The 13857-nt window shown below is 43.4% G+C and carries 9 protein-coding genes and 1 pseudogene; 3 read left to right on the top strand and 7 right to left on the bottom strand.

Annotated features, from left to right (window positions below; genetic code table 11):
• Positions 1-140: 140 nt before the first annotated feature.
• A pseudogene (locus O9295_RS14500) lies at positions 141-812 on the top strand (pentapeptide repeat-containing protein); the annotation flags it as partial.
• Positions 813-1292: 480 nt separating this feature from the next.
• Here O9295_RS14500 and O9295_RS14495 read toward each other — a convergent pair.
• Complete coding sequence (locus tag O9295_RS14495) at positions 1293-1628, bottom strand: XisI protein (protein WP_002798710.1); 336 nt, start codon at positions 1626-1628, stop codon at positions 1293-1295.
• The gene (locus O9295_RS14490) at positions 1616-2032 is read right to left on the bottom strand and encodes a XisH family protein (protein WP_002751648.1); all 417 of its coding nucleotides are present in this window, start codon (positions 2030-2032) and stop codon (positions 1616-1618) included. The genes O9295_RS14495 and O9295_RS14490 overlap by 13 nt, the downstream gene beginning before the upstream one ends.
• A gap of 430 nt (positions 2033-2462) precedes the next feature.
• On the opposite strand from O9295_RS14490, the gene O9295_RS14485 reads away from it, so the two are divergent.
• Together O9295_RS14485 and O9295_RS14480 are read left to right on the top strand one after the other, a co-directional pair.
• A complete protein-coding gene (locus tag O9295_RS14485) occupies positions 2463-3188 on the top strand; it encodes a 2-phosphosulfolactate phosphatase family protein (protein WP_002751646.1) in 726 nt (241 codons plus the stop codon).
• 304 nt (positions 3189-3492) lie between these two features.
• Positions 3493-4740: a bifunctional folylpolyglutamate synthase/dihydrofolate synthase gene (locus O9295_RS14480; RefSeq protein WP_288033487.1), complete on the top strand. Its 1248-nt coding sequence runs from the start codon at positions 3493-3495 to the stop codon at positions 4738-4740.
• On the opposite strand, the gene O9295_RS14475 is transcribed toward O9295_RS14480, so the two are convergent.
• The 5 genes from O9295_RS14475 to dnaK all read right to left on the bottom strand — a co-directional run bounded on the left by O9295_RS14475 (position 4714) and on the right by dnaK (position 13518).
• The gene (locus tag O9295_RS14475) at positions 4714-6303 is read right to left on the bottom strand and encodes a DUF3352 domain-containing protein (protein WP_288033486.1); all 1590 of its coding nucleotides are present in this window, start codon (positions 6301-6303) and stop codon (positions 4714-4716) included. The two genes, O9295_RS14480 and O9295_RS14475, sit on opposite strands and share 27 nt — an antisense overlap.
• A gap of 734 nt (positions 6304-7037) precedes the next feature.
• Positions 7038-8723 (bottom strand): alkaline phosphatase PhoX, encoded by a 1686-nt coding sequence (locus O9295_RS14470; RefSeq protein WP_288033484.1) that lies wholly within the window; start codon positions 8721-8723, stop codon positions 7038-7040.
• Between the two features lie 235 nt (positions 8724-8958).
• Entirely contained in the window at positions 8959-10167 is a 1209-nt protein-coding gene (locus O9295_RS14465) for a quinone-dependent dihydroorotate dehydrogenase (protein ID WP_288033482.1), read from the bottom strand.
• Positions 10168-10271: 104 nt separating this feature from the next.
• Entirely contained in the window at positions 10272-11147 is an 876-nt protein-coding gene (locus O9295_RS14460; protein WP_061431385.1) for a J domain-containing protein, read from the bottom strand.
• A 208-nt stretch (positions 11148-11355) separates the two neighbouring features.
• Complete coding sequence (dnaK, locus tag O9295_RS14455) at positions 11356-13518, bottom strand: molecular chaperone DnaK (protein WP_288033480.1); 2163 nt, start codon at positions 13516-13518, stop codon at positions 11356-11358.
• Between the last annotated feature and the right edge of the window lie 339 nt (positions 13519-13857).

Raw genomic sequence — 13857 nt, 5'->3', positions numbered from 1 at the left:
AATCCTTATCTGGCAAGAGACTTAATTGATTAGTTCGCTCTAGATAAAAAACAATTGACAAAAATCGCTAAATGCCTTTCTATATAAGGGTTCCATCCCTTACAACCCCCCTCTATTGCATAACACAAACCGAAGAGCCATTAATTAAGGCAATTCGAGAGGGAACAATCGATAAGAAAACTCTATATAAAGTTGATTTGAGTGGGGCTATTCTGAGTGGGGCTATTCTAAGTGGGGCTGACCTGAGTGGGGCTAACCTGAGAAGGGCTAACCTGAGTTGGGCTTTCCTGAGTTGGGCTGACCTGATTGAGGCTGACCTGAGTTGGGCTTTCTTGAGAAGGGCTGACCTGATTGATGCTGACCTGAGTGGGGCTAAACTGAGCGGGGCTAACCTGAATAAGGCTAACCTGAGTAAGGCTAACCTGAGTTGGGCTAAACTGAGTAAGGCTAAACTGAGCGGGGCTAACCTGAGAAGGGCTAACCTGAGTAAGGCTAACCTGAGTTGGGCTTTCATGAGTGGGGCTAACCTGATTGGTGCTATCCTGAGTAAGGCTAACCTGAGAGGGGCTATTCTGTGGGGGGCTAACCTGAGTGGGGCTAACCTGAGTGGGGCTAACCTGAGTTGGGCTAACCTGAGAAGGGCTATCCTGATTGAGGCTGACCTGAGTGAGGCTAACCTGAGTGGGGCTGACGTTAAAAACGCTATCTTTATCGATGCAACGGGGATCACCCCCGAGCAAAAACAGGATTTGATTCGACGAGGGGCAATTTTTGGGGATAATTCTAACGATCGCAGTAAAGTATTAGTTTAAAACAGCCTTTGATCTCCACCTTCAGCAGAGATTTAGGTGGGGTTGGCTGAATAAATGTGAAATATAGACGAGATAAGGGGTTTGGCGGCCTGTTTAGCCAAGCAGCTGCAAGATTTTCAAGCTAGTGGCTCAAAAACCTTGTATCTTAACTGGCGATCGCCCCTACTTTTTCAGCCAACCCATAATTAATGGGAAAGGACTTGACTTTGCCGGCGACTTGCGCTATGCTTTTTATATAATGGGAATCTGTGCAAAATTTTTTTAGACGCAAAGATTTCCATTATGAATAAAATCCTTTAAAAATATTATCCCAAAATCTGCCGACAAAAGCAAGCAAAATTTTGCCGATAATTGTTAAGTTTTGTTAACAAAGAAATACAGAGATCAGCAAGATAAAAAAATCGAAATCTCTTGCTGATCCTGTTTGTCGCCTAACCTAATCATAGGTTAGGCGAATTTGGCGCTTTTCTCGGATTAAGATTAACCCACCGCAAACCCTGTATATTCTCTGACTAGGGGTTCATGAAAGGCTAAAACAATATCTTCTTTAGGAACACCTAAATTAACTAATTCATTGGCAATTCCTACCTCAGTGCCATCATGTTGTATCCAGATTTTACCCTTTTTAATATCGAGATGCAAAACACAACCATGATATCTTCGTCTATTTTTCCAGCCAACATACATCAATTGATAGTGATCGCCAACTGTATCAAAAATCAATTGTTGTTCAATCGGATCTTTAGATGAACCTATCTGAGAATATTCAGTAATGACTTGCTTGACATAGTGACGATATTGTGCTAATTTTTCCATTCGACAATTACCTCCCCAATCGGATCATAAATAATCAGGTAAATTTGAAATCGTTTAACGACAGTTTGAATAAATCGCAATTCAAAAAAACTATAATAAATATCTAAGGGAACAGCTAAATATAACTGTCTTTTAGGTTCTTTTTCTTCTAAAGCAACACGATAATTAAAGAATTGTCCAATGGCAGTATGAAATTCTGAAATGCTGGATTTACCGATAAAACTTTTAATTTCAACGGCTATCTTTTCATTGTCTTTTTCTGCGGCTATCAGTTGCTCTGCTCCTAAATCGACATACATTTCTACATCACCAACTTCAATCCTTAAAGGGTCATCTGTAATGATCCAACCCTCTTTTTCTAATCCTTTTCTCACTGCACCATGAAAACGATCTTTAGCAGACATGAATCTTGAAGTTAGCAGGCATAATAATTATTAATTATAACATTTAGTCATGACGAGCGACAGGGTGAGAGCATCTCAAACCCTATTGACAATTGGCCAATTTTGTGATCTGCGTGGGCATTTCAAGTGATACCAGTCAATCAAAATAGTTACGAAATCGACCCATTTGAACGAGTAATTGGCTCTTCTCGACTTTGTGTGATAATTTTTGCTTATGGAGTCGTGAAATGCTTATCGGGCAAAACCTTAAGGGCTATTTTGACGTTCGGACGTTCGGTGAAGACTTCGACGGTGATCTCAGCCGAACCGCCGAACGGTCTTTACCCCGACATTTGTGATAAAATCGGCCTTGTCTTTCTTCTGCCAGCGCGAAGCCGAGCGGCGGTATGTTGAGCTTATTTCCCCTTTTACTTTTTACTTGGTATAACTCGTGCAGGTTTTCATTTATCATACTCCCGAACTTACCCCCGTCCATACTCTACCCGATTGCGCCGTCGTTATCGATGTTTTAAGAGCGACAACCACGATCGCCACTGCCCTCAATGCCGGTGCGGAAGCAGTGCAAACCTTTAGCGATCTGAAAACCCTGATGCAGGTGAGTGATACCTGGCAACCGGAAAAACGTCTCCGAGCAGGAGAAAGAGGTGGCGCGAAAGTAGAAGGCTGCGATCTGGGCAATTCTCCCCTCGATTGTACCCCTGATTTAATGAAAGGTCGTCGTCTGTTTATCAGTACCACTAACGGCACTCGCGCTCTGCAAAGAGTGGAAGAATCCCCAATCGTGATCACTGCGGCCATGATCAATCGGCAAGCTGCCGTTAATTACTTATTGGATAAGCAGCCCGATACCGTCTGGATTGTTGGCTCTGGTTGGGAAGGGGGTTATTCTCTGGAAGATACGGCCTGTGCTGGAGCGATCGCCGATGCGCTACAAGAACAATCGGGGCAAATGGCGATCGGGAATGATGAGGTGATCGCCTCGATCGCCCTTTATCGTCAATGGCAAAATGATCTTTTAGGAATGTTCCACAGTTGTAGTCACGGTCAGCGGCTCTTGCGTCTCCACTGTCAAGAAGATTTAAAATACTGCGCTAATATTGACTCTCTTGATGTTTTACCGATCCAAAAAGAACCGAGCATTTTAGTCAAACTTTAGACATTATCACCCAGAGAAAGGGTCATCAGTGCCGGTAGGAGTATCGATCCTAGCCGGATTCCTTTATTTAGGGTCTGCTGAATAAATCTAAAAACCTTGTTGAATAAAACTTTTAGACCTTTTTGGAATCCAAAAGTGCCTCGTCTGGGAGTGATCAGGGGGAAAATTCAGGTACTTTTTCCCTGAAAATTAGGTAATTGAGCAGATGAAAATCGGTAAAACCCTACACCCCACACCCCACACCCCACACCCTACCCCCACCAATAAACTTTTTGCCGCAAACCCTATTTATAGTTTGCTAACCATGACTATCGATTCTTTACTGCAACCTTTTCAGCGTTTTGGTGTCAATCTCGGTTTAGAAAGAATAAAAAATCTGCTGGAGATTTTAGGCAATCCCCAAGATAAAATTCCGATTATTCATGTCACGGGAACTAATGGCAAAGGTTCAGTTTGTGCCTATCTATCCTCTATTCTCAGTACCGCCGGTTACAAAGTCGGACGTTATATTTCTCCCCATTTAATTGCTTGGACAGAAAGAATCTCTATTAATGGCGAAAATATTGAAACCGCGACTTTAGAAAACCTGCTTAAATATATACAATCGCTTATCGATCCCCAGCAGGAAAGTCCTACTCAATTTGAGGTAATTACTGCCGCTGCTTGGCTGTATTTTGCTCAGGAAAAGGTGGATATTGCCGTGATGGAAGTGGGTTTAGGAGGAAGATTAGATGCGACTAATGTTTGCGCTCAACCTTTGGTTACTGTCATCACTTCTATTAGTCGGGAACATTGGCAAAATTTAGGTCCCACGGTTGCCGATATTGCCGGGGAGAAAGCGGGGATATTAAAAGCGAATTGTCCCGCAGTTATCGGACAATTACCGGAATCAGCGCAGGGGGTAGTTAGGGAGAGAATCAAGCTGTTAAATTGTCCGACGGTATGGGTAGAAGCTGCCGAAAAAATTGCCGATAATCGGGCTAAATATCAAGGTTTAGAATACCCTTTATCCTTAGCGGGAGATTTTCAACTAACTAATTCCGCTATAGCGATCGCTGTTGTTAATATTTTGCGTCAGCAAGGTTGGCAAATTAGCGATGAAGTCGTGCAAGAAGGAATGGCAAAAACTCGCTGGTTAGGACGTTTACAAACCGTTAATTGGTGTCAGCGAGAAATTTTAATAGATGGCGCTCATAATCCTGCTGCTGCTATTGGTTTAAGGCAGTATGTAGATAGTTTAAAAGCTCCAAAAATTATCTGGGTAATGGGAATTTTATCGACTAAAGATCATCGGGAAATATTCCAAGCTTTATTAAGAAAAGGCGATAGTTTATATTTAGTTCCTGTTCCTGATCATAGCAGTGCTAATCCTGAAACCTTAGCGGAATTAGCGGCTTCAATTTGTCCAGAATTATCTCACCTAGAGACTTGTTCCGATTTATTTTTAGGACTAAAAAAAGCCATCCAAGAATCTGCCGAGAGTCAGATAATTCTCTGTGGATCGCTTTATCTAGTCGGTTACTTTTTAGGGAGTTTGTTTCAGGGAAAATAAAACATCAATTTTACTGGTGGTTTTATCAGGCATAGTGGCAGTAATTCCGATGCCGCGTACCGATTCTAAAAAGGCCTTTGCTTCCGGGGTTAATTCCGTGGCAGGAAGATTATTAATTCCCCCTGCTTTAGCGATAATTTGCTCCACATCGATGAAGAAATAACCGAGATTATTTTTAGGCAAATTTGCGATCGATGCTTGGAAAATCTCACTTTGGCTAATCGGTTGATTCGATTGGGGTTGATAGGGAATTCCGACGGTCATTTTTAAGGTATCATTATTAGGCCAAGCATAGGTTAAAATCGCTTGTTTTTCCGCTTTCCATTCAGTCACATCTTCACCAGAAATTTGACTGTTTTTTATGGTGATAAAGGGAACAGTTTTTACCAATTCATTTAACTTATCGAGGGTAATTTTTGCCGCTTTCTGATCGCCGGTTTGCCAGATCATCATTCCCCCAAAACCTAACCCTCCCACTGCTTGCTGGTTGGGGATAATTCCAAAGGCAAATTCTCGATCCATCCAGTTGAAAACTTCTTTATCCGCGTCAAGGGTTGCCATCTGAAAATTCTCACGGATCTGACGTAGAAAAGCTTGTAATTCTGGGTTAGTTTGGGACTGTTTTTCTGCTTCTTCCCATCCCTGTTTAAGATTATTACCACTCCAGACTGCGATGGTATCTCCGGGGAAATAATTTAAAACTTTATTTTTGCTAGGGGAAGGTAGGTTAGAAATAGTTTCAGGGGCCAGTTTAGCCACCATTTGTAATTGTAATCCCGTATCGGTGACACCCACTCCCGCGACAATATCTTGAATTTTTGCTAATTCTTGCCGACTTTGGGGAGATAAATTGGCATCTGCTCCCAAGATTCCGGCATAATCATCGATATAAATTGTTGCTAGGGTATTGGGTAGGTTGAGGGATTGGGAAAGCAGTTTTCTCACTTCCGGTTTACTGCTAAAAGATGGCTGTCCTTGATAGGTATCGATCGCCGCTTCTAACACCTTTTTATCGTAGGATATCAACAAAAAATCCCCCGCAACAGCAGTATAAATGGTGGTGTTATCCTGCCAATCTATAGCGGTAATTGTAATACCTTTGTAGTCACTGGTGCTAGTTTTGCGATTAACTTGTTGTCCTAGTTTTTTCTGGAATTCCGATGCTTTAATTTTATCTTTGATGCCGATAACCGTTAATAATTTCGATTGTCCGGGGGTAGCTGCGGGAAGGAAAGCAAAGCTAATACTACCGATCCAAGGTTCGATATCCCGTTGATAATCAATCTTATCGGTGAAGATATTTTTTTGTAATTCTTCTAGTCCTTGACTAACCACAGTTCGTGATTCTGGTGTACCATATTTAGCTAACACTGACCAAGCTTTTGCATCCGTGGAGACAAAACTACTAGCAAAGGCAGTTTCTGGGATAACTTTTGCCGATTCTAAGGGGGTGAATCTTTGCCAAGGTAGTTGTCCTCGTAGATAAAGATAGACACCTCCTGCGGTTACTGCTGTTAGTCCTAAGACGACTAAACAACCGGGTAAAAATGATTTTTTTGACATAGAATTGTGGTTTGGTTAAAAAGTTCAATACTTGGCGATCGATTTGTCTCTGGTTGTAGTTTCTCGAGAATTGGTTAATCTTTAGTAAGCTTTAAGTCTTATTATAGCTTCTGGAGGTACTAAGCTGTTGACTATCTAAATTACTCGTTAAGACTCTACGGGAGCAGGGAGAGGGAGTTCTGGCATTTGTACTAACAGATCGAATGCTCAGTTTAAATGCAGTACAGCTTAGAATGCTCAAATATTGTTGATATGAACACCATCAAGGGCTAATTTTATCATTAAACTGGACATGATTCTGGAAAATTTTCTGATTACTAAGTATGCAGAAATACAGACAGGAAAAATCCCTGTTATTAGAAAATAGTTGAGATTAAAAAATATTGTTGCTGAATGTGTGCATTTATTTCAAATATTTTTATGTAAAAATATTAAAACTCCTGCTGTTAACTCTAATGCTTAAAAAGCTATCAGAATGATAATAATTTCGTTGAAAAGTACAGCTTTTTGAAAAAATAAGGTTATTATGAACCTATATTATACTAAATCTGGTTATTAAAAACTGATTATCTATTGCTCCTTTTGCCTATTGCCTATTGCCTCTCCTGATATGTAGCCTATACTCAACGGATTTAGTATTAGACCTTTTTAACCCAATATCCAAGAGAGCCAAAAATGACAAAAAATAGGGGCTGGATTATTTTCAGTCCCCTAAACTACAAGAAATTATCGTTTTAGCGTTGTTTACGTTTTAATGCCAAGACAGATAAACCAAAGAAACCTAAACCAAAAAGGAGAGTCGGTTCCGGGGTTTGGACAGTTAATAAACCTAATTGACCACCTTCGACAAGATTATTGGGCCCGCCGATGCTGCCATTTCGCACACTGTGGGCCTGCACGTCGAGAATCAGAATTTTTTCTCCCGGTCGAGCGCCCGGAAAGAATTCAGTAATATCCAAAATCCCCGAAGTTTCCCAGTTACCTAAATCATTGGGGCTGCTGTCGGTTTGACCACCTGGTAAACTAGGACTACGATCGATCTGACCTACTCGTGTCGCTCGTCCGGTGGTGGCATCAAGTCGCCAAATCGAGGCTTCTTCTCCAGAGGTTTGACCGAAACCAGAGAAAGAACGGTCTTCTTGGATATAGATAGTACCGTCATCGGACCAATCGAGGTTATCGGGACTTCTCACCCCAAAATCGGGACCGCTAAATTGACCACCACCCGCATCATTACCATCGTAGAGAATGCGAGCGCTGACGCTAGAAGCAGCGGTGTCGAGATTGCCGTTTTGATCGAAAACCAGATTATTATCGAAGATATAAACGGTTCCCCAGCTATCGGCCCCATTGAATAAAGAACTGCGTCCGGTGGAAGCAAGAACAATTTGGGAACCATCACTGGGATTAATCGAGACATCTTCCGGACGGGAGAAGGAAAAAGCTCCTAAAGCGTCCGCTTGGGCGCGAAGATTGCTATCGGTGGCAAAACCATTGAGAAAACCAACCCCATTTCCCTCGTTCACCACTTCTACCCAACGTCCGGCACTGGTGTTACCAGTACCGCCAAAGTCCCGGGGATCGATACCTTCATCGCCTACCCAAACATACAGTTTGCCCTGTTTGAGACCATTGCGATCGAGAAAACTACCATCTCCGACCCCGTTTTTCTCCCCAATGTAGAGATAGAGAGGCGCGGACTCGGTATCATCACCCCCGATCATCGCAATGCGATCACTTCTACCTGTATCAATTTCTGTCCAATTTTCCCAAGCACCGCGACCCATTTCTGGGGCAGCCCAGAGACCGAAATTGGTAGGATCGAGAACCCATTGAGTCCCATTGCTGGTTTCTTCTCCAGCAAAGTAGATATTATCTTCAAAACCGATCCCTTGACCGAAGGAATAACGACCGAAAGCGGCACCAGAACAAAAACGATCTAAACCTCCAATGGTGGGAGCGAGTTCAAATTGACTGGTACTGGTGATTACATTGTAAGAGCGATCGTAGATTTTATCGAAGGCTAATCCAGAACCGATAATTTGACGACTACTGGTGTCGATGTCAAAGTAACTGATTCTTGCTCCTCTCACGGAAAGCTGGTTAGCAGTACCCGGATTCAGGGTATAAGAGGCTCCTTGGTTATGTCTAACTTCGTGGTTGACCAAGGCACGAATCGTCCCATTTCCTAGATTGATAACGCCAATTCCATCAAGAATACCGATGGGAGTGTAATTGTTGATGGTTTCACCTACTGTAAATAGGGGCGTATATTCATAACCATTCAATCCTGTCACCTGCGGTCCGCCTGTATTAGTATGAGCTTGCGCTAAAACCGTCGGTACGTTTATTAGGGAAATTCCCACTGTTAGCAGAGTTGCCGCTAAAACATTTTTGGGGTTAGAATGTGAAGCAATCATTAATTTTTTAGTCCTCTAATCTCAAGGAAACAAAACGTTCTCTCTTGAGATTAGAAGGCTTTTATTAAGGGATTGATAACCCGAGAATAAAAACTCTTTAAGAACTGATACCTTGTCATAATTATTAATGTTTGTGTAAACAATTGTAAAAAAGCTGGATGCTCACGACCTAGATTCGTTCTATTAACAATTGTCATTTAATCATCGAGCCTAATAAACAATTTCTTTCTTTTGCTTATTCTGACTCTTTAATACTGTCCCGTGACTCTTTCCCTAAGGGAATATTTTTGATTTTTGGCAGAAGTTCATTATTAATTCCCACCGCTTGATTAATATTAGTTAAGCCATTAGCCTCTAATTTTTCTGTTAATCCTTGTAAAATATTTGATACTAGCCAAGGTCCTCGGTATAACCAACCGGTATAAATCTGTAATAAACTCGCACCGGCGGTAATTTTTTCCCAAGCGTCATCGAGAGAAAAAATGCCTCCCACTCCAATTATCGGTAAATTGCCTTGGGTTTGCCGATAGATAAAACTGATCACTTCCGTGGCACGTTCCCGCAAAGGTTTGCCACTAATTCCCCCTGCTTCTTCAGTGATTGGTTTACCGGTTTCAGTCAGAATTATGGTTTTTAATCCCGTGCGTTTAGTGGTGGTATTAGTAGCGACAATTCCGGCTAATTGATAGGAGAAAGCTAAGTCAATAATTGTTATGATATCTTCCCATTCTAAATCGGGAGAAATTTTCACTAATAGGGGTTTTCTGCCTTGATTTTCTGTTTGTAAAATGTCGAGGATTTTATCGAGTTGTTCCCCACTTTGCAGGGAACGCAAACCGGGAGTATTGGGAGAACTAACATTAACGACAAAATAATCAGCATGGGGGAATAAATAGCGAAAACTGCCTAAATAGTCCTCCGGAGCCTTTTCTAGGGGCGTATTTTTCGATTTACAGAGGTTAATACCGATGGGAATCTGTCGGGGTTGTCGTTGCCAAGATTGCTGGAGAGTTGCCGCTAGAACCGGCGCACCGAGGTTATTTGCCCCCATACGGTTTAATCCGGCCAAATCTTCCGGTAAACGAAATAATCTCGGTTTTGGGTTGCCCGGTTGCCCTTCTAGGGTGACAGCACCCACCTCGGCAAAACCAAAGCCGAAACTATGCCAAAGTCCTGCCCCTAAACCGTCTTTATCGAATCCTGCCGCCAATCCGACGGGATTGGGGAAATTTAACCCCCAGAGGCTTTGAGATAGGCGAGAATCGCTAAAACTGAGGGATTCTGATAATTGTGAGATTAACCATTGTCCCCAAAATTCCCCCCGCGAGCGATCGATTTTTTGGAGAGTATTTAATAATTGTTTTTGTGTTCCCTCTAAATTGCCCCGAATAGCCTTGAAAGCTAGAGGATAAAAAGGTTTAATTGTATCAATTATATTGATCATAAAAAGACAGGAATTAAGGGTTAGGTGTAGGGTGGGTTAGGCAAGAACAAGTTATGTTTTTGACAAAAAATTTCAAATTTGCCGTAACCCACCTAGCATAATCTTTATAAACCTTGACGAGGGTTAAAAGTTTCGATCGCCCGTATTTTTTGATAAAGTTCTAATTCTTCAGGGCTAGGATTGGGAGGATTAACTAATATAATTTCCACTAATTGATCGCCCCTTTCTCCTTGGGAAGTGGGATAACCTTTGTTAGCCAAACGTAATCTTTGACCACTTTTTAATCCCTTAGGAATCATCATTTTAACTAACCCGTCAATGGTAGGAATTTCCACAAAACCGCCCACAATTGCCTCGCTAGGAGTAATCGGTACTTGACAGACAATATCAGAACCTTGAATCCTAAAAAAAGGATGCCTAGCGATAGTTATTTTTAAATATAAATCACCCCCTTCAATACCCTGACCTTTGAGACGAATTTTCTGACCATCGATCATAGCTGCCGGCATATCAACCTCTATTGATCTACCATCTTCCAGACGAATTCTTTGTCTGCCACCTTGATAGGCTTTCTCTAAAGGTAAAGTTAATTTTGCTTCCACATCTCGACGAGTTAAACGGGGAGAGGAGGCAATTTTAGCGCGCTTAGTATTAAGGTTATTAAAATCTCTAAACTTCCATAAATCCTGTTCTGTACGGGGGATTTTTCCATTACCGTTACTATTCGCTTTTTCCCCCGGACGTATCCCGCGGCGTTTATTTCCTGTCAAGGAACGATTATACTCAACCCGTTTTTCTTCATCGGAGAGAACATCATAAGCTTCATTAATATCTTTAAACTTTTCTTCGGCCGATTTATCCCCCGGATTAACATCAGGATGATATTGACGCGCCAGTCGTCGAAAAGCCTTTTTGATCTCGTCACCAGTAGCCGTGCGAGATACTCCTAAAACATCATAATAATTAACTAATTGTGGCATATATTCAGTTATCAGTTATCAGTTATCAGTTATCAGTTATCAGTTATCAGTTATCAGTTATCAGTTATCAGTTATCAGATTTGAGTTCTAAGTGAGCAGTATGTATTAAGCGAGCAGTATTAAATAGTAGTTTCCCACTGTCTTTTTACTGATTACTGTTTACTGATTACTGTTTACTGTTTACTGATCACTGCTTACTGATCACTGATTAAAACCAATCATCATCCTCATCATCCCAGTTATTTTGGGGGGGAATATTGCGGGAACGATTGCCGCCGCTGCGGTTACTTTTACTATTGTTATAACTTTTTTCCTCCGAAGGGGGGGGACTTTGCCAATCGCTATCGCGGCCATTGTAGTAATTGTCCTGATTGCGGGGGCGATAACTATCTTGATTAGCCGAATAATTGGGTCGATAATCACTTTGATAACCCGGTGTACTGGGACGATAATCCTGGCGATAACGATCGCGGCGCGGTTCGGAGGGAAGATCATCTTCCTTATCCCCGGTAAAAGTCTTGCGAATAGCGCTAAAAAAGCCCTCATCTTCCTCGTCGTATTGTAGCCGTACCTCGCGATTTAATTCATAGATAACATCCTGTAGGTCTGCCTGGGCGCGATCAAGGCGACGGTCATCATTTTTCTCCAAAGCGTCGATAATTTCCGTACTCAAAGACTCAATTTGACGACGATAGGAACGGGTAAACTCATTACCAAAATCGAGAGTAACATCTTTTAAGCGTCGTTGGGCTTGATCCACCAGAGAGCGGGCGCGATTGCGTTTATCGACCTTTTCGCGACGGGTACGATCGGCTTCGGCAAATCGGGCAGCATCGCCGATCATGCGGTTAATTTCCCCTTCGCTGAGGGTAGAAGCGCCTTGAATGGTGACACTTTGCTCCCGTCCGGTCATTTTATCCCTAGCGGTGACTTGTAGAATACCGTTAGCATCGATATCGAGGGACACCTGCACTTGGGGAATACCCCGGGGTGCGGGGGGGATACCGGTTAATTTAAAACGTCCCAAGGATTTATTATCGCTGGCCATTTCCCTTTCCCCCTGCAAAACGTGGATTTCCACCACAGTTTGATTATTTTCGGAAGTGGAAAAAAGGTCAGCTCTGCGGACGGGAATAGTGGTATTGCGGGGGATTAACTTTTTCATCACACCGCCGATGGTTTCTAAACCCAAGGATAAAGGGGTCACATCGAGGAGCAGCACGTCTTTGACCTCGCCGCCCAAAATTCCTGCTTGAATAGCCGCCCCGACCGCTACAACCTCATCAGGGTTAACATTTTGATTGGGTTCCCTATCGATAAAACTCCCCACCAAATCCTTCACCACCGGCATCCGCGTGCCACCGCCCACCAGTACCACTTCGTCTAGTTGGACGGGGGACAAACCGGCATCAGAAAGGGCCCGTTTGAGAGGACGACGGAGACGACTGATTAAATCGCCGCATAATTCCTCAAATTGGGCCCGACTCAGGCGAGTTTCGATGTGTTTGGGGCCGTCTTCCGTGGCGATGATAAAGGGCAGATTAATATCGGTGACGCTGACCCCAGACAGTTCTATTTTGGCTTTTTCTGCCGCTTCTGTGAGTCTTTGTAGGGCTTGCCGGTCTTGGCGCAGCTCCACGCCTTCCTGTTCCAAAAATTGATTGGCTAACCAATCGACGATTCTTTTATCGAAATCATTTCCGCCTAATTGGGTGTCGCCACTGGTGGCTTTCACCTCAAAAACGCCGTCACCCACTTCCAAGATAGAAACATCAAAAGTACCGCCTCCCAGGTCAAAAACGAGGATTTTCTTGCTTTCTTGTTCATCGAGACCGTAGGCCAGGGCGGCGGCGGTGGGTTCGTTGAGAATCCGCAGCACTTCCAACCCCGCAATTCGGCCCGCATCCCGGGTGGCTTGACGTTGGGAGTCGTTAAAATAGGCGGGGACGGTGATTACGGCCCCGGTAACTTCTTCCCCCAGATAACGGCTGGCTTCTTCGGCTAATCGGCGTAAAACTAGGGCGGAAATTTCTTCGGGGGCGAATTCTTTTTGCAGACGGGGGCATTTAATCTTGATATTGCCCATCTCATCCCGGCGGATGGTGTAGGGGACGCGCTTCGATTCGGGGTTTAATTCCGAGTAGCGACGACCTATGTAGCGTTTGATTGCATAGTAGGTGTTTTGGGGATTGAGTACCCCTTGTCGCCGGGCCATTTGACCGACCACTAACTCCCCATCTTTATTAAAACCGACCACAGAAGGGGTGGTTCTCATGCCCTCCGAGTTGGCGATGACCACTGGCTTTCCGCCTTCCATCACGGCGACGACGGAGTTAGTTGTCCCTAGATCAATGCCTACTACTCTACCCATGCTTGTTTTTGTCTCCCCCTAGATTTCGATAACTTCGGGACTTTTACCTTCGATCGATAGTTTAAATCGCTTAATGCTTGTTGACAATATTGTATCGAATTGTCTTAGTTTCTCGCTCTCGCTTCGGGGCGATTGAGGGTGTGATTACCGAAGTGGTCTTTTAGTGATCGCTGGCGATCCGGCTTGGGGGGTTTTAAATAGGGTCTGCGGCAAAAAGTTTTTCCTGGGGGCAGGGTGTGGGGTGTGGGGTGTGGGGTGTGGGGTGTGGGGTGTGGGGTGTGGGGTGTGGGGTGTGGGGAGTTTTCTCTGTGAACTGATAAGTGTGAACTGATCACTGAT

Origin of the sequence: Microcystis sp. LE18-22.4A, from assembly GCF_027531105.1 — a bacterium.
Classification (GTDB): Bacteria; Cyanobacteriota; Cyanobacteriia; order Cyanobacteriales; family Microcystaceae; genus Microcystis; species Microcystis aeruginosa.
Note: the sequence above shows the minus strand (reverse complement) of the source record. Positions and strands in the feature narration are given on the sequence as shown.